Below are 25,242 nucleotides of genomic sequence, written 5' to 3'. Positions count from 1 at the left end.
CATCCCCCATGGGTCAGGGCAGGACCTTGCCGGGGTTCATCAGGCCCTTGGGGTCGAGCGCGGCCTTGACGGCGCGCATCAGGTCCAGCTCCACCGCGGACTTGATGGCGGGCATCTCGTCCTTCTTGAAGCGGCCCACCCCGTGTTCGGCCGAGATGGAGCCGTTGAGGTCGAGCACGATGGCGTTGACCACGTGGCAGATGTCGTCCCAGCGGGCGAGATAGGCGGCGGTGTCGGCACCCTCCGGCTGGCTGAGGTTGAAGTGGATGTTGCCGTCGCCCACGTGGCCGAACGGGGTGGGGCGGATGCCGGGGCAGGCGGCGGCCACCGCGGCCTCCGCCCGCTCGATGAACTCGGCGACGCGCGACACGGGGATCGACACGTCGTTCTTGATGGAGCCGCCCTCGTGCTTCTGCGCCTCGACGATCGCCTCGCGGATGAACCAGAGCTGCTTGGCCTGGGACTGCGACGCGGCCAGGGTGGCGTCGGTGGCCAGCCCCTCCTCGAAGGCGGCGCCCAGCGCCTCCTCCAGCCCTTCGCGGAAGGCGTCGCTCTGCCGGCCGGCGGTCAGCTCGGTCAGCACGTACCAGGGCGACGGCTCGGCCAGCGGGTCGATGGTGCCCGCCACGTGGCGCAGCGCGAACTCCAGGCAGCGGCGCGACATCAGCTCGAACGCGGTGACGGAATCGCCGGTCGCCTCGCGCAGCCGGGCGAGCAGGGCGATGGCCGCCGCCGGGTCGGGCACGGCGACGAAGGCGGTCTCGGTCTGGCGCGGCCGCGGGAACAGCTTCAGCACCGCGCCGGTGACGATGCCCAGCGTGCCCTCGGCGCCGATGAACAGGTCCTTCAGGTCATAGCCGGTGTTGTCCTTGCGCAGGCGGCGCAGGCCGTCCCACACCCGCCCGTCGGGCAGCACCACCTCCAGCCCCAGCACCAGGTCGCGGGTGTTGCCGTAGCGCAGCGTCATGGTGCCGCCGGCGTTGGTGGAGAGCAGCCCGCCGATCTGCGCCGTGCCTTCCGCCCCGAGGCTGAGCGGGAACAGGCGGTCCGCCCCGGCCGCCGCCTCCTGCACCGCGGTCAGCACCACCCCGGCGTCCACCGTCATGGTGTAGTTCAGCGGGTCGAGGTCGCGGATGCGGTTCATGCGCGACAGGCTGAGGACGATCTCGCGCCCCTCTTCGTAGGGGATGGAGCCGCCGACCAGGCTCGTGTTGCCGCCCTGGGGCACGACGGGGACGCCGGCCCCGGCGCAGGCGGCCACCACCGCCGCCACCTCCGCGGTGGTGGCGGGGCGCACCACCGCCGGGCTGTTGCCGCGGAACCGCCCGCGCCACTCCGCCAGATAGGGCGCCTTGTCGTCCGCGGCAGTCAGGATGCCGCCGGGGCCGACGATGGAGCGGATGCGGTCGAGGAGGGCGTCGGTGGCAGAGGTCATGGCGCGGGGTCCGGTGGGGCTGTCCTGTGTACGGATGCCCGGTTTACCCGCAAACGCGGGCCGGGGGGAGGGGGAAAGTCGTCGGGTCGATGCGAACGGCACCCGCTCAAATCCGTCGGCGCCACGGTCTCATCCCGAGGCGGCGCTTGCGGAGGCCGACCTCAGGGCCGCGGCGCCGCTGCCCGCCGCAGGCGGTCGTTGATGGCCAGGCCGAGGCCGGTGTCGGGGATGGGGACGACGGCGATGGCGCGGATGCCCGGACGGTCCAGGGCGCGCAGATGGGCGAACAGGTTGGCCGCCGCCTCGTCCAGGCTGCCGTCGGGCGACAGGTTGAGGCGCACCGCGCCGCCCCGCACGAACCCGTCGGGGCCGAAGGTCAGCAGCGCCTCGTCCGGGTCGGCCCCCGTGGCCTCCAGCCGCACCGCGGCGCGCGGGGCGTAGTGGCTGGCGAGCTGCCCGGGGGCGGTCGGGGCTTCGGCGTTGCCGGCGCCGACGCTGACGGGGCCGATCAGCCGCTCGACGTCCTCGCGCAGCACGGCGCCGGGGCGCAGCAACACCGCCGCCGGTCCGGACAGGTCGAGCACGGTGGATTCCACCCCCACCGGGCAGCGCCCGCCGGCCAGCACCAGGCGCACCCGGTCGCCCAGGCTGTCCACCACGTGCATCGGCGTGGTCGGGCTGACCGAGCCGGAGCGGTTGGCGCTGGGGGCGGCGACCGGGCGGCCGGCGGCGCGCAGCAGGGCCTGCGCCACGGGGTGGCCGGGCACCCGCACCGCCACCGTGTCCAGCCCGGCCGACACCAGCAGCGACAGGCCGCTGTCGGGCCGGCGCGGCAGCACCAGCGTCAGCGGGCCGGGCCAGGCGTGCTCGCCCAGGGTGCGGGCGCGCTCGTCGAACACCGCCAGCCGCTCCGCCGCGGCCAGATCGGAGACGTGCACGATCAGCGGGTTGAAGTGCGGCCGGCCCTTGGCGGCGAAGATGGCGGCGACGGCGCGGTCGTCGGTGGCGTCGGCGCCCAGGCCGTACACGGTTTCGGTGGGAAAGGCCACCAGCGCGCCGTCGCGCAGCAGGGCGCCGGCGCGGGCCAGGGTGTCGGGCGTGGGCGGGGCGACGTCCGGGCGGTGTTCGGTCACGGTGCGGGCGATCCGGCAGCAGGAAACGGAAAAAACGAACGGGTGAAGGGCGCGGTTGCGCCGTCCCGCCCCAAGGCTTAAGACGGCGGGGCGGGTGCTGCAACAAATTGATGGGTGGCGGGATGGCGGGCAAGGTCTTCACCGTGGCGCAGCAGAAGGGCGGTGCCGGCAAGACGACGCTGGCGGCCCACCTGGCCATCGCCTGGACACAGCTCGGCCACAGCGTCGCCACCGTGGACATCGACCCCCAGGGCAGCCTGACCCGCTGGTTCCAGGTGCGCCGGGACGCCACCGGCGGCGAGCCGGGCTTCCACCACGTCCAGCTCGCCGGCTGGCGCACACAGGGGGAGGTGGAGCGGCTGGCCCGCGACCACGACGTGGTCGTCATCGACAGCCCGCCCCACGCCCAGACCGAGGCGCGCATCGCCGTGCGCGCCGGCACCCTGGTGATCGCGCCGGTGCAGCCCAGCCCCATGGACCTGTGGGCGGTCCACCCCACCCTGGACCTGGCGCGCCAGGAGAAGCGCCGGCTGCTGCTGGTGCTCAACCGCGTGCCGCCGCGCGCCCGCATCGCTGACGAGCTGGTGGCGCAGGTTCGCGCCCTGGTCGCTCCGCCCGACGTGGAACTGGCCGAGGCGCAGGTGGGCAACCGCACCGCCTACGCCGGCACGCTGATGACCGGCCTGTCGGTGACCGAGGCCGCCCGCCGCACCCAGGCGGCGGCGGAGATGCAGGCGCTGGCGCAAGAGATCCTCGACCGGGCGGGCTGAGCCATGGCGGACCGGCACGTCGTCCTCGGCGCCGGCCGCAGCGCCGGCCTGGCCCTGGTGGCCGAACTGGCCGGGCGCGGGCTGCCCGTCCGCGCCGTCACCCGCGACGGCCGCGCCCTGCCGGGGGTGGCGGGGGAGGCGGCGGTGGAGCGGGTGGCGGCCGACGTCGCCGACCCGGAGGCGGCGCGCCGCGCCTGCGCCGGTGCCGCCGTGGTGTACGCCTGCGCCGGCGTCCCCTACCCGCAGTGGGAGGAGATGCTGCCACGCCTCGTCGAGGGCGCCCTGGCGGGGGCCGCGGCGGCGAGGGCGCGGCTGGTCTTTTTCGACAACCTCTACATGTACGGCCCGCCCGCCGGCCCGATGACCGAGGAGACGCCGCGCCGTCCCCAGGGCCCCAAGGGTCACCTGCGGGCCCGGCTGGAGGAGGTGCTGCTCGACGCGCACGCCCGCGGCCGGGTGCCGGTCGCCATCGGCCGCGCCGGCGACCTCTACGGCCCTGCCGCCAATTCGGTCACCGGCCCCCTGGTGTTCGAACCGGTGGTCGAGGGGCGGACGGCGCGCTGGCCGGGGTCGCTGGACGCGCCGCACACCCTGACCTTCGTGGAGGACGCCGCCCGCGGCCTGGCGCAACTGGGCATCCAGGACATGGCGTACGGCGCGATCTGGCACCTTCCCTCGGGGCCGCCGGTGACGGGGCGGGAGTTCATCCGGGCGGTGTGCGCGGAAGCCGCCACCAGTGTGCGGGTGAGCGTCCTGCGCGGCTGGATGCTGGCGCTGGCCGGGCTGGTCAACCCGATGGCGCGGGAGATGCGCGAACTGCTCTACCAGTTCGAAGCCCCCTTCGTGATGGACTCCGCCAAGTTCGAACGGACCTTCGGCGGGCGCGTGACGCCCTTGTCGGAGGGCATCCGGCGCACCCTGGACTGGTACCGCGCCCGCGACTGACACCAACGGCACCTGAAGGGTGCCGTTGGTGTCACCCTCGCGATCAGTGCCAGGGCATTGATCTGCCGGGTTTGACGGCCGGAAAATAATGGAAGTGGTCATTTTCCGGCCGTATGACGCCTGCGCTTTTCACGGGCCAGCAATGGCACGGCCGCGTGGCGGCGGCGGTTGTTTGCGCCGGCCGTGGGCGTAGCATGGATCCATAGCCTCCGTCCTTCCGTGAAGAGGAGGGGACCATGCGGATCACACCGTTCTCCCTGCTCCTGGCCGGCGCGCTGCTTCTGGTGCCGGCGGGGGCCGCGGCGCAGTCCATGGCGCCGGGCTGGTATGTCACCGGTGCCGCCGGCGTCAACCAGCAGCCCGCCTACGACGTTGGCGGCGGCACCGCCTACGGCGAGGCCGAAAGCGACACCGGATGGGCCGTCTCGGGTGCGGTCGGCTACGCTCTGCGGCCGTGGCGCGCCGAGGTGGAGCTGTCGTTCCGCCGCAACGGCCTGGACACCGTCACCGTGGGCGGCCGGGAAACCGGCGGGCGCGGCGACCTGAATCAGACCGCGCTGATGGTCAACGGCTATTATGACGTGCCCACCGGCGGGCCGGTCGTCCCGTACGTCGGTCTGGGCGTGGGCGTCGTGCGGGTGCGCGCCGATGGCTGGGGCGTGCAGGACCCGGCGCGCGGCCTCACCGCCGTGTCCGACACCGCGACGCTGTTCGGCGGCCAGGCGATCGTCGGCGTCAGCTATGTCTTCAGCCCGGACGTGCGCCTGAACGTCGATTACCGCTACATGCGTACGGCGCAGGGCTCCTTCGACGGGCCGGGTGGCCGCGACGTGTCCTTCCATGTGGCCAACCACGCCCTGATGGTGGGGCTGAGCTACCGCTTCGCACCGTAACCCGGCGCCGCTCCCGACCCGGCCCCCGGCTCGGACCGGGGGCGGGTGAGGGGCCGTGTGCCTACAGCGCCTTCAGGGCCTTCAGCACGGCGTCCACATGGCCGGGAACCTTGACCTTGCGCCAGGCGGCGCGCACCACGCCGTCCCGGTCGATCAGGAAGGTGGCGCGGTCCATGCCCATGTACGTGCGGCCGTACATGCTCTTTTCCACCCACACCCCGTACGCCCCGGCGACCGTGGTCTCCGTGTCGCTGGCCAGGATGAAGGGCAGGTCGTACTTGGCCTTGAACTTGTCGTGGCTGGCGACGCCGTCCTTGGACACGCCGATCACCACGGCGTCGAGACCGGAGAAGTCGGGGAAGCTGTCGCGGAAGCCGCAGGCTTCCTTGGTGCAGCCGGAGGTGTCGTCCTTGGGATAGAAGTACAGCACCACCGGACGGCCCTTCAGGGCGGACAGGGTGACGCTGCCGCCGCCGTCGGTGGGCAGGGTGAAGTCGGGGGCGGGGGTTCCGGCGTCGACGGTCATGGCAGTTTGGGCTCTTCCTGGTTGGCGGGCGGGGTCAGCCGGGCCGCGGGCTGCTCGATCAGGGTACCGAAATGGGCGTAGGCCCGCGCGGCGACGTCCCGGAGTCTGGTGTCGAGGGCGGCGAAGTCAACCGGGGCGTCCTCATCGGGGAAGGCGGTTCGCGCCAGACCCTCGAACAGGCTCTGCGACACCTGACCGGGGTCGAGCACGCCCGTGGTGGTCAACCGCAGGAACCCCTGCACCCGTCGCCACAGCCGCAGCGCCGACAGCAGCTCCTCCGCCACGGCGGGGGCCAGGTGGCCGGCGTCGGCGGCGTTGCGGATGGCACCGGCGGTGTCGGCGGAGAGCACGCCGCGGTCGGCCGCGGCGTGGCGGAGCTGCAGGTACTGGGCGATGAACTCGATGTCGATCAGGCCGCCGCGGGCGTACTTGACGTCCCACGGATTGGCGGTGCCGAACTCCCGGTCGATGCGCCGGCGCATGTCGGCCACGTCCCACAGCAGCCGGTCGGGGTCGCGCGGGCGCACCAGGGCGTCGCAGATCGCCGCGCGCACCCGCTCCGCCAGGGCGTCGTCCCCGCCGATGACGCGGGCGCGGGTCAGCGCCATGTGCTCCCACGTCCACGCCCCCTCCGCCTGGTACTTCACGAAGGAGGCGAGGGAGGTGGCCAGCGGTCCGGCGTTGCCCGACGGGCGCAGGCGCATGTCCACCTCGTACAGGCGGCCGTCGGCCATGGGCGCGGTGATGGCGTTGGTCAGCCGCTGCGTCAGCTTGATGTAGTATTCCGCCGGGCTCAGCGGCTTGGCGCCGTCGGATGCCTTCGTCTCCGGCGGCGCTTCATAGACGACGATCAGGTCGATGTCGGAGGTGAGGGTGAGCTGGCGGCTGCCCAGCTTGCCCATGGCGACGATGACCCAGGCGGCACCCGGCAGGTGGCCGTGGCGGCGGGTGAAATCCTCCTCCACCCGCGCGGCGATGTCGCAGACGGCCACGTCGGCCAGGGCGGCCAGGAAGGGGCCGCAGCCGTCGCCGTCGGTGATGTTGCGCAGCATGTGCACGCCGGCGCGGAAGCGATGGTCGTTGGTCCAGCGCCGTGCCAGCGCCAGGGAATCCTCGAAGTCGCGGGCCGCCGCCATGACGCGGCCGTAATCCGCGGCGAGCGCTGCGCGGTCGGGCAGGGGGTCGAAGAAGTCCTGCGACAGCACCGCTTCCAGCAGCGAGGGGTTGCGCGACAGGGCCTCCGCCAGGCGCGGCGCCGTGCCCATGATCTCCGCCACCAGGTTGAGCAGCCAGGGGTTGGCGTAGAACAGCGAGAACAGCCCGACGCCTGCCGGCAGCTTGCCGAGGAAGCCGTCGAAGTTCATCAGCGCCGCGTCGGGGTCCGGCGTCTTCGCCAGTTCGCTGAGCAGCGTGGGCACCAGCTCCGTCAGCAGCTCCCGCGCCCGGCCGGACCGGGTGGCCTTGTACCGGCCGCGGTGCCAGGCGGAGACCACGGCGATCACCCGCCCGGGGTCGCGGAACCCCATGTCCCGCAGCGTGCGCACGGTGCCGGGATCGTCGTCGGTGCCGGTGAACACCAGGTTGCCGGGTCCCGACAGGGACGGCGCCTCCTCGAACAGTTCGGCGTAGCGGTCCTCGACCCGGCCCAGGTGGCCCAGCAGGTCGGCGCGGAAGGCGGCCGGGTCGTCATAGCCGAGGAAGGTCGCCAGATGGGCCACGCCGGCGTCGTCGGCGGGGATCTGATGGGTCTGGCGGTCGTCGATCATCTGGATGTGATGCTCGACCCGGCGCAGGAACCAATAGGCGGCGCCCAGCTCCTCCACCGCCGCTTCGGGCACGCGGCCCACCGCCGCCAGGGCGGCGATCGCCTCCAGCGTCGGGGCGGGGCGCACGCGGGTGTCGCGGCCGCCGAAGATGAGCTGCTGGGTCTGGGCGAAGAACTCGATCTCGCGGATGCCGCCACGGCCCACCTTCACGTCGTGGCCGTTCACGGTGACCGTGCGGTGGCCCTTGTGGGCGTTGATCTGGCGCTTGATGGAATGGATATCCTGGATCGCCGCGAAATCCAGGTGGCGGCGCCACACGAACGGTTCCAGGAAGCGGACGAAGTTCGTGCCGGCCTCCGGATCGCCGGCCACGGGGCGGGCCTTGATCATGGCCGCGCGTTCCCAGTTCTGGCCGACGCTGCCGTAATATATTTCGGCCGCCGTGACGGAAACGGCCAGTGGCGTGGCCCCGGGGTCGGGGCGCAGGCGCAGGTCGGTGCGGAAGACGTAGCCGTCCCGGGTGCGTTCCTCCATAATGCGGACAAGATCGCGCGCGATACGGATGAAGGTCCGGGCGAGGGTGTCCGGCTGGGGCGTCCGCACGACGGCGTCGTCATAGAGCACGATCACATCGATGTCGCTGGAATAATTGAGTTCGCGCGCCCCCAGCTTGCCCATGCCGAGAACGATGAGCCCTGACCCCACCCACGGGCGCTGCAGATCGGGCAGCGTCAGCGTGCCCGCCTCCGCCGCCTTGCGCAGCAGGTGGGCCGACGCCAACCGCAGCGCCGTTTCCGCCGTGTCGCTCAGCGCCCGGGTCACCCGGTGCTCGCTCCAGGTGCGCGTGATGTCGGCCACGGCGATCAGCAGGGCCGCCCGCCGCTTGGCGATGCGCAGTTCCGCCATCAGGCGGTCCACGTTGCGCTCGCCGGCCAGATCGGCCTCAAGCTCCGCCAGCAGGGCGGCGAAGGTGGCGTCGAAACCCTCCGCCATCAGGCGGCGCATGAAGGCGTGCTCGCGGGTGAGGCTCAGCGCCAGGTGCGGGCTGTTGCCGCACACCGCGTCGATCAGCGCCCGGCCGGCGGGATCGTCGGCGAAGGCCAGCGCCCAGTCGCGCAGGGCCGGGTCCTTGCCGGCCGCCTCCTGGCGCCAGCGCTCCTGGCCATGCTCCGCCCGGGCGGGGTCGAAGGGGCGGGGCAGCGTGGCGGGCAGGGAAACGGACATGGCGGCATTCCTGGTGGCACCGGAGGTGGCCGTCACCCTGCCCCCCGGACGGGTACGGGTCAACGGTGATGCGCACCCTGACGGCTTGGGCGGGCGCAGCCGGAGGACGGGCGGGTGATTCGCAGGACCGTTGGGCTTCTCGGCCGGGTGGCGGGCGTCGCGGTCGTCGTCGTGGCGGTGGCGGGCGGCGGCGTGGCGTGGCGGCTGTCGCAGGGACCGCTGTCCCTCGACGGGCTGACGCCTTATGTGGAGGACGCGCTGGCCGGCGTGGTGCCGGGCGCGCGGGTGGAGATCGGCTCCCTGGGGCTGGACTGGGTCGACGACGACGACAACGGCATCGGCCGGCTGGACGTCCGGGCCCGCAGTGTGCGCGCGGTGGACGAGCGCGGCGCGGAACTGGCGGCCGTTCCGGAACTGGGGGTCGGCGTCTCCGTGCGGGCCCTGCTGCGCGCCCGGCTGGAGCCGACGCGGCTGGAGCTGGTGCGCCCCCGCATCGGCGTGGTGCGGCGCGCCGACGGCGGGTTCGACCTGGGGGTGCGCTCCGATGCCGCAGCCTCCGAGGCGACGCCCGAGGGCACCTCCGCCTTTGCCGAGGAGGTGCTGGCCACCCTGCTGGACCCGCCCGACGCGGGACGCCCGCTGGGCCTGCTGCGGCAACTGTCGGTCACCGGGGCCGACCTGCGGGTGATCAACCAGGTGACCGGCTTCTCCTGGCACGCGACGCGCGCCGACATCGACCTGCGGCGCAGCGGCCGCGGCGTCGACGCCGCCCTGCGCCTGGCCCTGGACACCGGCGGCGAGCCAGCGGCGCTGGCAGCGACCGCCGCCTTCGACCGCGCCACCGGCCGCACCGCGGCGACCGTGCGGGTGGAGGATCTGGAGCCGGCGCGCCTCGCCCGCATCGCCCCGGAGCTGGCGCCCCTGGCCGGCGCCGCCTTCGCCGTGGACGGTACCGTGGACCTCGACCTCGACGCCACGCTGACGCCGCAGCGGGTGCACTTCGAATTGACCGGTGGGGCGGGCCAAGTGACCCTGCCCCCGGCGGCGGGCGGCGAGACGCTGGTCGTGCGCTCCTCCGGCGCGCGGGGCAGCCTCGACGTGGCGGCCCGTCGGCTGGAGATCGAAACCGCGGCGCTGCACCTGGACCGGCCGGGCGACGGGGCGGGGACGCGGCTGACGCTGACCGGCGGCGTGGCGCTGGACGGGGTGGCCGAGGGGGCGGTGCCGACCGGTTCGCTGCGGCTGGGGCTGGGGAGCGGCCCGGGGAGTGCCGCGCTGGTCATGGACGCGGTGCGCGGCGCGGCCGACGGGGTCGATCTGGCGATCCGGCTGGAGGGGCTGAAGCCCGCCCTGCTGGCGGGCCTGGTACCGGAGCTGGAGCCCCTGGCGGCCGCGGGGATGCCACCCGTGTCGGGCACCGCGGCGCTGCGCCTGGACGGCGGGTTGCGGCCGCGCGACGGCCGCGTCGATCTGACGCTGGGGGCCGGGCGGCTGGTGCTGCCCGACCACTTCGCCGAGCCGCCGGAGCTGCGCTCCGGCGTCCTGCGCCTGGCGTTCGACGCCGCCGCCCGGACGCTGGACCTGGAGGAGGCGACGCTCGACCTGGGCGGGCCGAGCGTGACGGCGCACGGACGCGCCGTGCCGGCCGCCCCCGGCGGTGCCGCCCTGGCGGTGCAGGGCACCGTGACGGCGCAGGCGGTGCCGCTGGACGATCTCGGGCGCCTGTGGCCGGCCGGCGTCGGCGCCGCGGCGCGGGAATGGATCACGGAGAACCTGTCGCGGGGGACGGTGCACGAGGCGCAGGCGGTCATCGCCGGCACGCTTCCCGCCGACGATCCCGCCGGCTTCGTTCTCGACTCCCTGAACGCGGGGCTCACCGCGTCGGACGTGGACATCGCCTATTTCCGACCGATGCCGCCGGTGGTGGGGGTCGCCGAGGTGCGGGCCGAATCCGATGGCCGGACCTTCACGGTCCACACCCGGGGCGGGCGGCTGGAGGACGTGGAGGTCGGCGAGGGCACCATCGTCATCAACAACCTGGGCGGGCGCGAGGACATTGACATCCGGGTGCCCGTGTCGGGGCCGGTGCGCACCATCCTGACGGTGCTGGACGGCCCGCCGCTGGGCTACCCGTCGCGCCTGGATATCGATCCCGCGGGGACCGCCGGCCACGCCCGCGCCGACCTTACCTTCCGCTTCCCCCTGCTGCAGGACCTGACCTTCGACGACGTGGAGGTGGGTGTCGACGCCAAGCTGACGGGCACCGCGGTGCGCAAGGTGGCGGCCGGGTTGGACGCCAGCGACGGCACGCTGGACCTGGTGCTCGACACCCGCTCCATGAGCGTCAAGGGCAAGGCCCGCCTGGACGGGGTGCCGGTGGTGCTGGACTGGAAGGAGCAGTTCGAGGACACAGCCAAGGGGCCGCGCACCCGCGTCCATGTCCGCGGCACCGCCGACGCCACCGACTTCGCGAAGTTCGGCGTCGAGGCGGCGGAGTACGCCGCCGGCCCCGTCGGCACCGACGTGGTCTTTACCATCGATCGCAACAAACGGTTCAGCCTGACCGGCACCCTCGACCTCACCCCGGCCGTGCTGGTGCTGGAGGATTTCGGCTGGTCCAAGGCGCCGGGGGTGCCGGCCTCGGCCCGCTTCGCGCTGGAGTTCCGCAAGGACAAGGTGGCCCGCGTCACCGGCATCGCCTATGAGGGCGGCGGGCTGTCGGCGACGGGAACCGTCACCCTGGACCCCGACACCGCGGCGCTGACCCATGTGCTGCTGGAGGAGGTGCGGCTGGACGAGACGGCGGTGCGGGCCGACGTGCTGGTGCGCGACGGCGGCTACGTCGCCACCGTGACCGGGCGCAGCCTCGACGCCCGCCGCTTCCTGGAGGACGAACCCGCTGCCGCACCGGGCGCCGCCGCCGGAGGAGCCGCCGCGCCGCCGCGCCGCCGTCGGTCGCTCGACCTGTCGGTGCGCGTCGGCCGCGTGGTGTTCGGCGAGGGCCGGCAGCTCACCGACGTGGTCGCCAAGGCGCGCAACGACGGGCTGGACTGGACGCTGATCGACGCCACCGGCAGCAGCGGCCCGTCATCCACCCTGTCTATCCGGTTCGAGCCGGACGGCGACCGCTTCCGCGTGCTGGTCCTGTCCAATGACGCGGGACGGGCGCTGCGCATGCTCGACCTCAACGACCGGGTGGAGGGGGGCACCCTGCGGATCACCGGCACCACCCGCGGGCCGCGGGCCGATGCGCCCATCGAGGGGCGGATCGAGATGACCGACTACACGGTGGTGGAGGCGCCGACGCTGGCGCGCATCCTCAACGCCGTCTCACCCACCGGCTTCGCCGAACTGATGCAGGGTCGCGGCATCACCTTCGGCCGGCTGGAAGGGGAGTTCCGCAAGCAGGGCCGGCTGCTGACCCTGAGCGGCGTGCGCACGTCCGGCAGCGCGCTGGGCCTGACGCTGGAGGGCGAGGTGGACACCGTGGCCGACGTGGCCAACCTGCGCGGCACCATCGTGCCGGTCTACGGGCTGAACCGCATCGTCGGCCAGATCCCCATCCTCGGCGACGTGCTCAGCGGCGGCGCCGGCCAGGGCATCTTCGCGGCGACCTGGCACGTCCAGGGGCCGTTCGCCGACCCCAAGGTGTCGGTCAACCCGCTGGCCGTGCTGGCGCCCGGGTTCCTGCGCAACCTGTTCTTCCTGGGGCAGGGCGGAGACCCGGAACCGGCGGGGCCGCGCCGTCCGCACAGCGAGAGCAACCGCAACTGACGGGGAAGGCGGTTTCGGACCGGAAGCCGAAACGAAAACCGGAGCCCCCGCGGCTGCGGGCGCTCCGGGAGGTTTCGGCCGATGCGGCGGCGTCGCGTTGTCCGGCGCCCGTTCATCGGTCCTCGGTGCGCGTTCCGGGCGTTCCCCCACTCACTCGGGCCGTTCGGCCTCCTGGCCTTTCGGGCTAGCCCCTAGGGCAGAGGCACAATCACCCCATCGGGCAGGATCTGTCAAGGGGCACAATCACCGCAGGTTGGACGTGAGTCGCTACAGTCCAACCTGCGTGTGCGAGTCGGGAATCATACGGCTTTTACGAGTGCGTGACGTTTGCGGCCGGCGGACAGCTTGATGACGCCGTCGCCGTCCAGGTCGGCCAGCGTCGCCCGGGCCGCCTCGTCGGCGAGGGCAGCGTCGTTGAGCTTCGCCCCGCCGCCCTTGATCAGGCGGCGCGCCTCGCTCTTGGACGGGGCGAGACCGGTGCTGACCAACAGGTCGACCACCGCCAGTCCCGCGGCGAGCTGGTCGCGCGGCACCTCCACCGTGGGCAGGCCCTCGGCGGCGGCGCCCTGCTCGAAAGTGCGCCGCGCCGTCTCGGCCGCTTCGGTGGCGGCCGCGTCGCCGTGGGCCAGGCGGGTCACCTCGTTGGCCAGGATCTTCTTGGCGTCGTTGATCTCCGCCCCCGACAGGGATTCCAGACGGCGGACCTCGTCGAGGGGCAGTTCGGTGAACAGGCGCAGGAAACGGCCGACGTCGGCGTCCTCGGTGTTGCGCCAGTACTGCCAGAAATCATAGGGGGAGAGCTTGTCGGCGGTCAGCCACACTGCGCCCGAGGCGGTCTTGCCCATCTTGGCGCCGGACGCGGTGGTCAGCAGCGGCGTGGTCAGGCCGTACAGCTCGCTCTGGTCGACGCGGCGGCCCAGTTCGACGCCGTTGACGATGTTGCCCCACTGGTCGGAACCGCCCATCTGCAGCCGGCAGTTCAGGCGCCGCGACAGCTCCATGAAGTCGTAGGCCTGGAGGATCATGTAATTGAACTCCAGGAAGGTCAGCGGCTGCTCGCGCTCCAGGCGCAGGCGCACGGACTCGAAGGTCAGCATGCGGTTGATGGTGAAGTGGCGGCCGACGTCGCGCAGCAGCGGGATGTAGTGCAGGGCATCCAGCCAGTCGGCGTTGTTGACCATGATCGCATCGGTCGGGCCGTCGCCGAAGGTCAGGTACTGCCCGAAGATGCGCTTGATGCCCGCCATGTTGGCAGCGATGCGCTCGTCGGTGAGGAGCTGCCGGCTCTCGTCCTTGCCCGAGGGGTCGCCGATCTTCGTGGTGCCGCCGCCCATCAGCACGACCGGCTTGTGCCCGGTCTTCTGCAACCAGCGCAGCATCATGATCGGCAGCAGGCTGCCCACATGCAGGCTGTCCGCGGTGCAGTCGAAGCCGATGTACGCGGTCACCGGGCCGGCGGCCATGCGGGCGTCGAGCCCGGCCATGTCGGTGCACTGGTGGATGAAGCCGCGCGCTTCCAGCGTGCGCAGGAAGTCCGATTGCAAGGTGGTCATGGCCCGAACGTCGTGACTGGTGGGATGGATTGGCCGCGTCTGTTAGCACGGTTCGCCCCGTCGCGCCAATTCCGCGGGCCGCAGCCACGGCGAGTGTTGCGGGTCGACGTCACGGTTCGGTGCGGGTATGCTGCCGGCCGGGATTAGACGGAGGAGCAACCATGGGCAACGTGCGGGAGGGGTTTCCGGCGGACCGGCCGCCCGAGGAGCAGATTGCCTGGTTGCGCGACCGGGTGGACGAGATCGAGGCGCGCTACGACGCCCGTGTCCGGGCTCTGGCCGCGCGTCAGGAGGAGATCGAACGGCGCATCTCCGTCCATGAACGGCGGCTGGCCGAGCACGAACTCCGCCTGGCCGAGCTGGAGGCGCACATCGACGCCATCCGCTATGGCGATCTGTCCGGCGACGGCGACGGTGCCGACGACGATCGGGACACCTACCAGACGCGTCATTGATGCTGACCGTCATCGGATTGATGAGCGGCACGTCGATGGACGGCATCGACGCGGCGCTCCTGCGCACCGACGGGGAGGAGCGGGTGGAGCCCCTGACCTTCCTCACCATCCCCTACGGCGACGGCTTCCGGAGCCGCCTGCGCTCGTGCCTCGGCGGGCAGGGCCCGGTCGTCGAGGTGGAACGGGAACTGACGGAGAAGCATGCCGACGCGGTGGCCCGGCTGCTGGAAGCCGCGGGGCTCACGGCGGATGCCATCGACCTCGTCGGCTTCCACGGCCACACCATCCTGCACGCCCCGGCCGAGCGGCGGACCTGGCAGATCGGCAACGGCGCGCTTCTCGCCCGGCTGACCGGCATCGCCGTGGTGGATGACTTCCGCACCGCCGACGTCTCCTCGGGCGGCGAGGGGGCGCCGCTGGCCCCGCTCTACCATCGGGCCCTGGCCGCCGGGCTGGAAACGCCGCTGGCCGTGCTCAACCTGGGCGGTGTCGGCAACCTCACCTGGATCGGCGGCGACGGCAGCGTCATCGCCTGCGACACCGGACCGGGCAACGCCCTGGTGGACGACTGGATGCTGGCCCACGGCGGCGCGCGCTTCGACGCAGGCGGGGCTCTGGCTGCGACCGGCCGGGTCGACGGGGCGGCGCTGGATGCCCTGCTCGACAACCCCTACTTCGACCGCCCGGCGCCCAAGTCGCTGGACCGGGACGCCTTCGACACCGCGCCCGTGCAGGGGCTGTCGCCGGCCGACGGGGCGGCGACGCTGACCGCCTTCACCGCCGCGGCGGTGGCGCGCGCCGTGGCGCTGCTGCCCGAAGCCCCGCGGCGCTGGCTGGTGACCGGCGGTGGCCGCCACAACGGCACGCTGATGGGCATGCTGGGCGATCGCCTGGGCGCGCCCGTGGTGCCCGTGGAGGATGCGGGCTGGGACGGCGACGCGCTGGAAGCGCAGGCGTTCGGCTATCTGGCCGTGCGCAGCCGCCTCGGCCTGCCGCTCAGCCTGCCGTCGACCACCGGCGTGCCGACGCCGCTGACCGGCGGGCGCTTCCATCCCGCGGGGGGATGACGGCGCCGCCGGTCTCCGGTCGCCCCGCTTTCAGCGGATGCCCATCGCCTCGACAACGCGGTAGTGCCCGTGGTCGCGGCCCAGCGTGACCGCTGAATTGCCGAGGCCATCGGTGTGGCGGGGATCGGCACCGCCGGCGACCAGCACGCGGGCGACTTCGCCATGCCCGGCGTTGGCCGCGTACATCAGCGCCGTCCAGCCGTGCCGGGTCGGCCGGTCGACGCTGGCCCCGCGGGCCAGCAGGGTGCGCACCACCCCGGTGTGGCCGCGCGCCGCCGCCGCCATCAGCGCGGTCTTGCCGTCGACGTTGGCGGCGTTGACGTCGGCCCCGGACGCCGCCAGCAGGCCCACCAGCTCCGCGTGGCCGGCATAGGCGGCGTACATCAGGGGCGTGGCACCGCTGCCGGTGCGCGCGCCGGGGTTGGCGCCCCTTTGCAGCAGGTGGCGCGCCGCATCCAGCAGACCGTGCTCCGCGGCCAGCATCAGTGGCGTCTTGCCGTCGGCCAGCCGGGTATCGGCGGGCATCCCGCGGGACAGCACGTCCCGCAGCACCGCCGGCATGGCGTCCGGGCGACCGGCGGCGATCCCGGCGCCGCCGGTGCGCGACAGCGCCTCGTCCAGGAGGACCGTCAGTTCGCCGTCGTCGGGAGCGATGACCAGCGCGCGCTCGTAGAACAGGCGGGCGTTGCGCCAGTCACCGCGATCGCGGGCCATGGCCGCCCAGCGCCGGTAGATGTCCACCATCTCTGCCGTCAGGGCGTCCGCCTCGGGAGCCCGGGGGGACAACGTGCGGATCGCCAGCACCGTCTCGAAGGCGTTGTCGCCCTCCGGCGTCGTCAGCTTCTTGGCGTCGATCTGGGCGCGGGCCCGGTCCAGCAGGGCCGCCACCTCCGCCGCCACGGCCGGATCGGGAGCGGGCGCCTCGGGCGGGGCGGGGACGGCCGGCAGGGCCGCCACCGCGACCGGCGGGTCGATCAGGGGAATGGGCATGCCCGGTCCGTCGAGGGCGGCGATGCCGTCCGCGAAGGGGTCATCGGCCGGCACCGGTGCCCCGGCCACATCGGATCCGGTGTCGGGAGGGGAATCGGCGGCGCTGTCGGGCGGGACGGAGGCGATCACGTCCGGCAGCCGATTGAGCAGGGAGGCCAGCGGATCAGGCCGGGCCGGGGGCGTGGTACGGGCGGCAGGCGGCGGAGCGGGTTCCGGCTCCGCGACCGGTTCCGTGGCCGGCTCCGGCAGCGGTGCCTGCGCCGTTTGGATCGCGGCGGGCGGCTCCGGTTCCTTCACTGACGGGGCCTCCACCGACGGGGCCTCCACCGCGGGTGCGGCGGGGGCCGCCTCGGCCGGTGCGGCCGCGGCGAGGACGGGTGCGGAATCGGCGGGCGCCGGTTGGGTGTGCACGGATTCGGCGTGCATCGGTTCGGCAGGCACCGGGTCCGCATGATCCGGCGCGGCCGCCCGGCCGCGCTGGTTCAGGACGAAGGCGCGCGCGTCGCTCCAGGCCTCGGCGGCGGCGGTGCGGGCGCGTTCGGCGGCGTCGCCCACCTCCGTCGCCAGGCGCGCCGGGTCGGCCGCCGGACCCAGGGTCGCGGCTGCCGTGCCGATGCCGGCCACCAGGGCGACGCCCGCTGCCCACGGCCACACCGCCCGCCGGACCGGGGTTCGCGTGCGGGCCGGGCGGGCGGTCCGCGGCTCGGCGCGTGCCGGGGCCACGAGCCCCGCCGCCGTTCCCGCCACCGTTCCCGCCGGAGCAGCCGCCGCCACGGACCCGGCCAGGCGGTAGATCACGCCGTGGTCGCGCAGGGCCGCGGCGAGGGACGGGTGGGTGAGTGCCCGCTCCAGCTCGGCCGGACCGCTCAGCAGGATCTGGAGGAAGCGGCCCTGCGCGGTGGCGCTGCGGCTCAGCTCGGCCAGGTCGGCCAGAGTGGCGGGGCCCAGGCGGTGGGCGTCGTCCACCGCCAGCAGGCCGCTGCCGGCCAGGTCCAGGCGGCGCTCCAGTTCGTCCACCAGGGTGTCGAAGTCGGCCGGGACGGGGCGGTCGGCCAGGGCGGCGGCGCCCGCGGTTGCCACCAGCGTCTCCACATCCATGCCGGTGCCGGCGGCAACGGCCAGCACCAGGGCGCCGTCCGCGGCGACTTCGGCGGTCAGCCGTTCGAACACCGCCCGGCGCGGCTCCGCGCACGGCCGTTCGGAGTCCGTATGTTCGGCATCGGTGAGGACCAGCAGGCGTTTGCGGGCGAGCAGGGCGAGCTTCAGCCCCTCCAGCGCCTCCCGTTGCGCCGGGCTCCCGGCGTTCGGGGCCGTCCGGGCGGCTTCGGGCGCGGCGGGGGGCGGGACGGGTTGCGGCGCGGGGCGGGTCATGGGCGAACCGTGGCAGTGGACCGGTACCTAAGCCCTTGACTCTAGTCCCGCCGCCGCCGGGTGCGACGGTGCAAAGGGACGGCGTGCGCGCTCTTAAGGGGACACCTCCCCCCACGGGAGGCTGGCCCCGTCCCATCCGGGCGGTATAGGGTTGCGCTCCCTCCCGACCCGGACCCTCCCATCGGCCCATGCGGATCGGCATCGACCTCGGCGGCACCAAGATCGCAGCCGTCGCCCTCGACCCCGGCGGCGGCGAATGCGCACGCACGCGGACCACCACGCCGCGCGACTATGAATCCACCCTGGCCGCCCTGGCCGGCGCGGTGGCGGAGCTGGAGCACGCCACCGGCGCCACCGGCGCGCCCGTCGGGGTCAGTCTGCCCGGCATCGTCGATCCGGCGGAGGGCACGGTGCGCGCCGTGAACCTCCCCTGGCTCGATCACCGGCCGCTGGCCGATGATCTCGCGGCGACGCTCGGCCGGCCGGTGCGCATCGCCAACGATGCCAACTGCTTCGCCCTGTCCGAGGCGGTGGACGGCGCCGCCGCCGGGGCGGCGGTGGTGTTCGGCGCGGTGCTGGGGACCGGGGTCGGCGGTGGCATCGTGGTCCGCGGCCTTATCCTGCCGGGCGCCAACGCCCTGGCCGGGGAGTGGGGGCACGTGCCGCTGCCCTGGCGCACGCCGGCCGACGGGCCGCCGCAGGTGTGCGCCTGCGGCCGGATCGGCTGCGTGGAAACCGTGCTGTCGGGGGCCGGGCTGGCCCGGCTGCATGCCCATCTCAGCGGCCAGCGGCTGACGGCGCCGGACATCGCGGCGCGGGCTGTCGCCGGCGATACGGCGGCGCGGGTCACCCTGGACCGGCACGCGGACGCCTTGGCCCGCGCGCTCGCCGGCGTGGTCAACCTGTTGGATCCCGACGCGGTGGTGGTGGGCGGCGGCCTGTCGGCTCTGCCGGGGCTGTGCGCGGCGGTGTCGGCCCGGCTGGGTCGCTACGCCCTGGCACCGGCTCCGCGCACGCGAATCGTGACGGCCCGCTTCGGCGGGGAAAGCGGCATGCGCGGGGCGGCCCGCCTGTGGCCGCAGGAATCCTGAAACGGCCGGAACGGTTCACCCGGCCCGGACCGCCCGATCACGAGGGAGGCCGGGCCGCGGCCGCGGTCGCGGCCGATATCAGTCGGTGATCGTCTGCCAGAAGAAGAACAGGACGAACAGAACCATCAGCGCGATGTCCATGGAAGCTCTCCCGGTGGTGTGGAGCGGCCTCTATACGACAGAACGGCGGATGGTGGAATCGCGCGTTTCAGCACGCGGCGCAGTTTCCCGCGATCCAGGTGGCGCGCGCCCGGAAGTCGGCGTCCAGCAGGACGAGATCGGCCGCGAAACCCGGTGCGATGCGCCCGCGCCCCCCGGGGGTGCCCGGCGCCGCCAGCCCCAGGGCGGCGGCGGGATAGGTGGAGGCCATGCGCAACGCTTCGTCCGCCGGGATGCCGACGCGCCGCACGGCGTTGCGCACCGCGCTCGCCATGTCCAGCGCCGATCCGGCGAGGCGGCCGTCGGCCGACACGCAGCGCCCGTCGCGCACCGTCACCGAGTCGCCGTAGAGGGTGAAGCCGCTGTCCGGCGGCGCACCCGCCGGCGGCATGGCGTCGGTGACCAGGAACAGCCCGCCCGGCGGCTTGGCCCGGTGCGCCAGGCGGATGCAGGCGTCGTGGACGTGATGGCCGTCGACGATGATGCCGCAGCGCACCGCGTCCTCCGTCAGCGCCGCCCCGACGGCGCCGGGCTCGCGCCCCTGGAGAGGGCTCATGGCGTTGAAGAGGTGGGTGACCAGGGTCACGCCGGCGGCGACAGCGGAGCGCATCCGCTCCGCCGTGGCATCGGTATGGCCGGCGGCGACGCGGACGCCGGCGGCGGCGAGCGCCCGGATGATGTCATCCGGCACCGTTTCCGGCGCCAGCGTCACCAGCGACCGGCCGGGCAGTCCGGTCATCAGGGCCAGGTCTTCGGTGTCGGGCGGGACGATGTGGCGGGCGTCATGCACGCCGCGCCGCGGCACCGCGATGTGCGGCCCTTCCAGATGGATGCCGAGCACGCCCGGCACCCCGGCGTCCATGGCCGCGCGCACCGCCGCCACGGCGGCCCGCCGCTTGTCGCGCGCGTCGGTGATGAAGGTGGGCAGCAGGCCGGTGGTGCCGAATCGGCGGTGGGCCGCTGCGATGGCGGCGATGGCCGCCACGTCGGGGCGGTCGTTGAAGAGGATGCCGCCGCCGCCGTTGACCTGCAGGTCGATGAAGCCCGGCGCCAGAATGGCCCCCTCCGCCTCATTCCCCAGGTCGCGCCGCGCGGCGTGCGCCGGCACCTCGGCCACCGGCACGACGGCGGCGATCCGCCCGTGCTCCACCAGGACGGCGACGCCGTCCAGCACCGAGTCGCCGGTGTGGACGGTGGCGTTCAGAAGGGCTTCCAAGGGCTGGCTCCCGGGCCGCGGTCACGATACCCCCGTCGCTACCGCGCGGCCGCGGTCGGGGGCAAGGGGGATCGGCGGCAGCGGAAGGGCATCCGGTCAAGCATTGCACCATACGAATTATTACATTCGTAAGGGATTGTCCGTTCCGTTCGTTTCTGGCAGAAAAAAGGCCGCTGAGGACAGCGGCCTGAGTTTAGGGAGGAAACGCCCAAGAAGGGCGAAGCAGCAATCGCTTGCTGCACTGCAAAATTTAACAGATCCAGTCGACGCTGCAACAGCGGAGCGCGGCCCCCGAGTGGGGCCGTCGCTTTTTCAGGGGTCGGTGTTGCGATAATGACACGATTTCGCAACCGAACATGGCAAACGACGCAACCTGCCATGGGACCCTCCTGTTGATCGGCGACGAATGCCCGAACGGAAGGCAATGCCCGTGGCCGACCCGATCCCCTCCGCTCCTCCGGCGGACCGTCCCTCCGCTCTTGACCGTTTCGCCGACTTCACGGCCGCCCTGGGCGGGCGCCGGCCGGCCGTGTTTCTCGACTACGACGGCACCCTGACCCCCATCGTCGACCGGCCCGACCTGGCGATCCTCGATCCGGCGACGCGGGCGGCTGTGGCCCGGTTGGCCGAACTCTGCCCGGTGGCGGTGGTCAGCGGCCGCGACCTGGACGACGTGCGCCGATTGATGGACCTGGACGGGCTGGTGTACGCCGGCAGCCACGGCTTCGACATCCGCGGCCCGTCGCTGCGCACCCGGATCGGGCTGGAGTACGTGCCGGCCCTCGACAGCGCGCACGCCGCGTTGAACCGCCGGCTGGGAGACGTGGACGGCGCGCTGGTGGAGCGCAAGCGTTTCGCGATCGCCATCCACACCCGCCGGGTCGCCGCCGACGCGAAGCCGCGGGTGGCCGAGGCGGTGCGCGCGGTGGCGGGCGAGCACCCCGACCTGCGGGTGACCGGCGGCAAGGAGATCCACGAGCTGCGCCCCAATCTGCCGTGGGACAAGGGTCGAGCCGTGCTCGCCCTGCTCGACGCACTGGAGTTGAGCGGTGACGGCGTGCTGCCGCTCTACCTGGGCGACGACGAGACCGACGAGGATGCCTTCCGGGCGCTGGCCGACCGCGGCCCCGGGCGCGGGGCGGGGGTGCGCGTGATGGAGACGCCCGCTCCCACCGCCGCCGCCTGGCGCCTGCACGACCCGGCGGAGGTCCGCCTGTTTCTGGAACGGCTGGCCGCGCACCTGGACGGCACCGGCGCGGGGGCGTAGACTGGCGGGAGTGAACGATTCGGAGTCCGCCCCATGTCCGTCGGTCCCCCGGGTTCCGCCGGTCCCCTCGGCCCTTCCGCCCCCGCCCTGGCGGGGATGCAGCAGGCGCAGGCCACGGTGGCGGCGGCGAGCGAGCAGGTGGCGGCCGACCGGTTGGACCCTGCCGTCATCGTCGACATCGCCAACGCCGAAACCGCCTTCGCCGCCAATGTCAGGGTCCTGCAGGCCGGAACCGACATGAGCAAGCGGCTGCTCGACATGCTGGTCTGAAGCTACAGCGCCAGCCAGGCGCGCCGCGCCGCCTCGTCCTCCGCCAGCGCCGCCATGGACCCCGTCCAGCGGCTGCATCCCTTCTCGATCACCACCGCGCGGTCGGCGACGGCACCGGCGAACGCCAGGTTCTGTTCGGACAGCAGGACCGACAGCCCCTGCGCCTTCAGGGTGCGCACGGCGGCGGCCATCTGCTGCACGATGCGCGGGGCCAGCCCCTCCGACGGCTCATCCAGCAGGAGCAGGGCGGGGTTGCCCATCAGCGTGCGCGCCAGGGTCAGCATCTGCTGCTCGCCGCCGCTCATGTGGCCGCCGCGGCGCCCGCGCAACTCGGCCAGATTGGGGAACAGGTCGCAGAGCCGCTCCGGCGTCCAGGCCGGCACGCCGGGCCGCGGCGGCTGGCGGCCCACCTCCAGGTTCTCGCGCACCGTCAGGTCGGTGAAGACCCGCCGGTCCTCGGGCACATAGCCGACGCCGAGGCGGGCGATGCGGTGGGTCGGCAGGCCGGTCAGGTCGTGGCCGGCGAAGCGGATGGTCCCGCGCCGTTGCGCCACCAGCCCCATGATCGCCTTCAGGGTGGTGGACTTGCCCGCACCGTTGCGGCCCATCAGGGCCAGCACCTCGCCGGGCCGCACCTCCAGGTCGACGCCGGCCAGGATGTGGGCGCGGCCGTACCACGCCTCCAGGCCGCGCACGCTGAGCAGCGATTCGCCGGTCACGCCTCGTCTCCCAGATAGACGGCGCGCACCCGCGGGTCGGCGCGCACGGCCGCCGGCGCCCCCTCGGCAATGGGGCGGCCGCGGTCGAGCACCAGGATGCGGTCGGCGTAGCCGAACACCACGTCCATGTCGTGCTCCGTGAACAGCACGGCCATGCGCCGGTCGTGGGCCAGGGCGGCGGTCAGGGCCATCAGCTCCTGCCGCTCGCCCGGCGCCATGCCGGCGGTCGGCTCGTCCATCAGCAGCAGGCCGGGGTCGCCGGCCAGGGCCATGGCCAGCTCCACCCGCTTCAGGTCGCCGTAGGCGAGCACGCCGCACGGCCGCTCCGCCTGGGTCCCCATGCCGACCCGGTCGAGCAGCGCCTGCGCCTCGTCGCGGAACCGCGACGCCGCCGGCCGCCACAGGCCGGACAGGCAGCGGTGGCGCGACAGCAGCACCGTCTGCACGTTCTCGCGCACGGTCATGGAGGCGAAGGTCGCGGTGATCTGGAAGGTGCGGCCCACACCCAGCCGCCAGATGCGCCGCGGCGGCAGACCCGCCAGCTCCCGCCCGTCCAGCCGGATCGACCCGCGGTCGGGGCGGAGCTGGCCGTTCAGGAGGTTGAAGCAGGTGCTCTTGCCGGCCCCGTTGGGGCCGATGAGGGCCAGCAGCTCCCCCGCGCCCAGCGCGAAGGAGACGCCGTCCACCGCCTGGACGCCGCCGAAGGCGCGGGCCAGGTCGCGCACCACCAGCCGGCTCACGCCACCGGCTCCGCAGCGCTGCCGTTGCCGCCGCGCCGGCGGTCCCACAGGCTGCGGGCGAAGCCGACCACGCCCTGCGGAAACGCCAGCACCAGCACCACGATGACCAGCCCCAGCACCAGCCGCCAATAATCGGTCAGCCGCATCGCCTCCGTCTCCAGCCCGTGGAACAGGGCGGCGCCCGCCGCCGGCCCGGCCAGGGTGCGCAGGCCGCCCAGCAGCACCATCACCAGCGCGTCCACCGACACCGGCACCGCCATCAGGGTGGGGAAGACGCTGCCGTGGGCGAAGGCGTAGAGGCCGCCGGCCAGCCCGGCGCAGGCGCCGGCCAGCGTGAAAGCCATCCATTGCCGGTGGCGCACGTCGATCCCCACCGCCTCCGCCCGCAGGGCCGAGTCGCGGCCGGCCCGCAAGGCGTACCCGAAGGGGGCGAAGGCGGCGCGGCGCAGCAGCCACAGGGTGCCGCCGGCCAGCAGCAGCGTCAGTTCGTAGTACACGGCCTTCGACGAGGCCCAGTCGGCCGGCCACACCCCGAGGATGCCGTTGTCGCCGCCCGTCACCGCGTACCACTGGAAGGTCACGGACCAGACGATCTGGGCGAACGCCAGGGTCAGCATGGCGAAATAGAGGCCGGAGCGGCGCACGCAGAACCACCCCGCCACCAGCGCCCCCAGCCCCGCCACCAGCGGCGCCGCGGCCAGGGCCGGCAGCATCGGCGCGCCGGCGTCCCGCACCAGCAGGGCGGCGCCGTAGGCGCCCAGCCCGAACCACGCCGCGTGCCCGAAGGAGACCAGCCCGCCGAGGCCGGTCAGGAGATGCAGGCTGGACGCCAGCAGAGCCAGGATCACCACCTCGGTCAGCACGATCAGCGCGTAGTCGCCGGCCACGAGCGGCACCGCCGCCAGGGCGGCCAGAAGGACGAGGGATACCGTGGCCGCCCGCGGACCGTCGGGGCGCAGCGGCGGTCCCGGCGCCTCGCCGGCGGGCGGCCCCTCCTCGGGCCGGCCGAACAGGCCGTAGGGGCGCAGCACCAGCACCACGGCCATGAACAGGAACACCAGCACCAGCGTGATCTGCGGAAACACCAGGATGCCGAACGCCTGGAGCTGCCCGATCAGCAGCGACGCCACGAAGGCGCCGGGCAGGCTGCCCATGCCGCCCACCACCACCACGACGAAGGCTTCCACCACCATCGCCATGTCCATGTGCAGATTCACCGCCTCACGCGGGACCTGAAGCGCGCCGCCGAGCCCGGCCAGGGCCGAGCCCAGGAACAGCACCGAGGTGAACAGCTTCGCCTGGTCGACGCCGAGGGCCGCCGTCATCTCGCGGTCCCGCGTGGCGGCGCGCACCAGCGTGCCCCAGCGGGTGCGGTGGAACAGCAGCAGCAGAGCGACCAGCACCAGCGGCCCCAGCACGATCAGCATCAGGTCGTAGAGGGGGAAGGGCTGCCCCAGCACCTCCACGGAGCCGCGCAGCAGCGGTGCGCGGCGCCCCAGCAGATCCTCCGGCCCCCACAGCCAGGACGCCGCGTCCTGCACGATCAGCACCACGCCGAAGGTGGCGAGGAGCTGGAACAGCTCCGGCGAGCGGTAGAGCCGGCGCAGCAGCACCACCTCCATCACCGCCCCAAGCACCCCCACGGTGACGGCCGCCAGCAGCACCCCGCCCCAGAAGCCCGGGGGTGTGTCGCCCCAGCGCTCCACCAGCGACCAGGCGACGTAGGCCCCCAGCATGTAGAAGGAGCCGTGGGCGAAGTTGACGATGCGCGTCACCCCGAAGATGACCGTCAGCCCCGACGACACCAGGAACAGCGTGGCCGCCGTGGCAAGCCCGCTGAGAAACTGGACGAAGTAGAAGTCCATGATCGCCTGCACC

Annotated in this window: 19 protein-coding genes; 9 read left to right on the top strand and 10 right to left on the bottom strand. The window is 73.6% G+C overall.

The genetic code is table 11. The annotated features are described in order from the left end of the window. Positions 1-13: 13 nt before the first annotated feature. Both G472_RS0106435 and G472_RS0106430 read right to left on the bottom strand, forming a co-directional pair. The gene (locus tag G472_RS0106435; RefSeq protein ID WP_029007715.1) at positions 14-1,435 is read right to left on the bottom strand and encodes an FAD-binding oxidoreductase; all 1,422 of its coding nucleotides are present in this window, start codon (positions 1,433-1,435) and stop codon (positions 14-16) included. A 161-nt stretch (positions 1,436-1,596) separates the two neighbouring features. After that, on the bottom strand, positions 1,597-2,568 hold the full coding sequence (locus G472_RS0106430; RefSeq protein ID WP_029007714.1) for an L-threonylcarbamoyladenylate synthase: 972 nt from the start codon (positions 2,566-2,568) through the stop codon (positions 1,597-1,599). A 122-nt stretch (positions 2,569-2,690) separates the two neighbouring features. On the opposite strand from G472_RS0106430, the gene parA reads away from it, so the two are divergent. From parA to G472_RS0106415, 3 genes are all read left to right on the top strand, one after another. Continuing rightward, complete coding sequence (gene parA / locus G472_RS0106425; protein ID WP_029007713.1) at positions 2,691-3,338, top strand: ParA family partition ATPase; 648 nt, start codon at positions 2,691-2,693, stop codon at positions 3,336-3,338. A gap of 3 nt (positions 3,339-3,341) precedes the next feature. Continuing rightward, a complete protein-coding gene (locus tag G472_RS0106420; protein ID WP_029007712.1) occupies positions 3,342-4,283 on the top strand; it encodes an NAD-dependent epimerase/dehydratase family protein in 942 nt (313 codons plus the stop codon). A 236-nt stretch (positions 4,284-4,519) separates the two neighbouring features. Then, entirely contained in the window at positions 4,520-5,176 is a 657-nt protein-coding gene (locus tag G472_RS0106415; RefSeq protein WP_029007711.1) for an outer membrane protein, read from the top strand. A gap of 61 nt (positions 5,177-5,237) precedes the next feature. On the opposite strand, the gene G472_RS0106410 is transcribed toward G472_RS0106415, so the two are convergent. Continuing rightward, a complete protein-coding gene (locus tag G472_RS0106410) occupies positions 5,238-5,702 on the bottom strand; it encodes a peroxiredoxin (protein ID WP_029007710.1) in 465 nt (154 codons plus the stop codon). Further along, on the bottom strand, positions 5,699-8,692 hold the full coding sequence (locus tag G472_RS0106405; RefSeq protein ID WP_029007709.1) for a bifunctional [glutamine synthetase] adenylyltransferase/[glutamine synthetase]-adenylyl-L-tyrosine phosphorylase: 2,994 nt from the start codon (positions 8,690-8,692) through the stop codon (positions 5,699-5,701). Before G472_RS0106405 ends, G472_RS0106410 begins: the two co-directional genes overlap by 4 nt. 114 nt (positions 8,693-8,806) lie before the next feature. Between G472_RS0106405 and G472_RS0106400 the strand changes: the two genes are divergently transcribed. Next, on the top strand, positions 8,807-12,466 hold the full coding sequence (locus tag G472_RS0106400) for a YhdP family protein (RefSeq protein WP_051340512.1): 3,660 nt from the start codon (positions 8,807-8,809) through the stop codon (positions 12,464-12,466). A gap of 299 nt (positions 12,467-12,765) precedes the next feature. On the opposite strand, the gene tyrS is transcribed toward G472_RS0106400, so the two are convergent. Then, entirely contained in the window at positions 12,766-14,019 is a 1,254-nt protein-coding gene (gene tyrS / locus G472_RS0106395) for a tyrosine--tRNA ligase (protein WP_029007707.1), read from the bottom strand. A 161-nt stretch (positions 14,020-14,180) separates the two neighbouring features. On the opposite strand from tyrS, the gene G472_RS0106390 reads away from it, so the two are divergent. Together G472_RS0106390 and G472_RS0106385 are read left to right on the top strand one after the other, a co-directional pair. Continuing rightward, positions 14,181-14,474, top strand: a complete 294-nt coding sequence (locus G472_RS0106390; RefSeq protein WP_029007706.1) for a hypothetical protein — start codon at positions 14,181-14,183, stop codon at positions 14,472-14,474. Then, entirely contained in the window at positions 14,474-15,541 is a 1,068-nt protein-coding gene (locus G472_RS0106385; protein WP_029007705.1) for an anhydro-N-acetylmuramic acid kinase, read from the top strand. Before G472_RS0106390 ends, G472_RS0106385 begins: the two co-directional genes overlap by 1 nt. Before the next feature lie 30 nt (positions 15,542-15,571). On the opposite strand, the gene G472_RS40505 is transcribed toward G472_RS0106385, so the two are convergent. After that, on the bottom strand, positions 15,572-17,902 hold the full coding sequence (locus G472_RS40505; protein WP_051340511.1) for an ankyrin repeat domain-containing protein: 2,331 nt from the start codon (positions 17,900-17,902) through the stop codon (positions 15,572-15,574). Between the two features lie 188 nt (positions 17,903-18,090). Between G472_RS40505 and G472_RS0106375 the strand changes: the two genes are divergently transcribed. Next, positions 18,091-18,993: an ROK family protein gene (locus G472_RS0106375; RefSeq protein ID WP_029007704.1), complete on the top strand. Its 903-nt coding sequence runs from the start codon at positions 18,091-18,093 to the stop codon at positions 18,991-18,993. Positions 18,994-19,201: 208 nt separating this feature from the next. Here G472_RS0106375 and nagA read toward each other — a convergent pair whose 3' ends face one another. Continuing rightward, complete coding sequence (gene nagA, locus G472_RS0106370) at positions 19,202-20,368, bottom strand: N-acetylglucosamine-6-phosphate deacetylase (RefSeq protein WP_029007703.1); 1,167 nt, start codon at positions 20,366-20,368, stop codon at positions 19,202-19,204. A gap of 430 nt (positions 20,369-20,798) precedes the next feature. Between nagA and otsB the strand changes: the two genes are divergently transcribed. Further along, positions 20,799-21,635: a trehalose-phosphatase gene (otsB, locus tag G472_RS31630; protein ID WP_245593410.1), complete on the top strand. Its 837-nt coding sequence runs from the start codon at positions 20,799-20,801 to the stop codon at positions 21,633-21,635. A gap of 33 nt (positions 21,636-21,668) precedes the next feature. Continuing rightward, positions 21,669-21,905, top strand: coding sequence for a hypothetical protein (locus G472_RS0106360; protein ID WP_029007702.1), 237 nt, complete (start codon positions 21,669-21,671; stop codon positions 21,903-21,905). Positions 21,906-21,907: 2 nt separating this feature from the next. Here G472_RS0106360 and G472_RS0106355 read toward each other — a convergent pair whose 3' ends face one another. From G472_RS0106355 to G472_RS31625, 3 genes are read right to left on the bottom strand one after another with little or no spacing between them, the layout of a single operon-like run. Further along, complete coding sequence (locus G472_RS0106355; RefSeq protein ID WP_029007701.1) at positions 21,908-22,624, bottom strand: ABC transporter ATP-binding protein; 717 nt, start codon at positions 22,622-22,624, stop codon at positions 21,908-21,910. Continuing rightward, on the bottom strand, positions 22,621-23,364 hold the full coding sequence (locus tag G472_RS0106350) for an ABC transporter ATP-binding protein (protein ID WP_029007700.1): 744 nt from the start codon (positions 23,362-23,364) through the stop codon (positions 22,621-22,623). The genes G472_RS0106355 and G472_RS0106350 overlap by 4 nt, the downstream gene beginning before the upstream one ends. Further along, entirely contained in the window at positions 23,361-25,229 is a 1,869-nt protein-coding gene (locus G472_RS31625) for an ABC transporter permease (protein WP_051340556.1), read from the bottom strand. Before G472_RS31625 ends, G472_RS0106350 begins: the two co-directional genes overlap by 4 nt. Positions 25,230-25,242 lie beyond the last annotated feature (13 nt).

The sequence above is a fragment of the Azospirillum halopraeferens DSM 3675 genome (genome assembly GCF_000429625.1).
Classification (GTDB): Bacteria; Pseudomonadota; Alphaproteobacteria; order Azospirillales; family Azospirillaceae; genus Azospirillum; species Azospirillum halopraeferens.
This window is presented reverse-complemented; position numbering and strand designations above follow the sequence as displayed.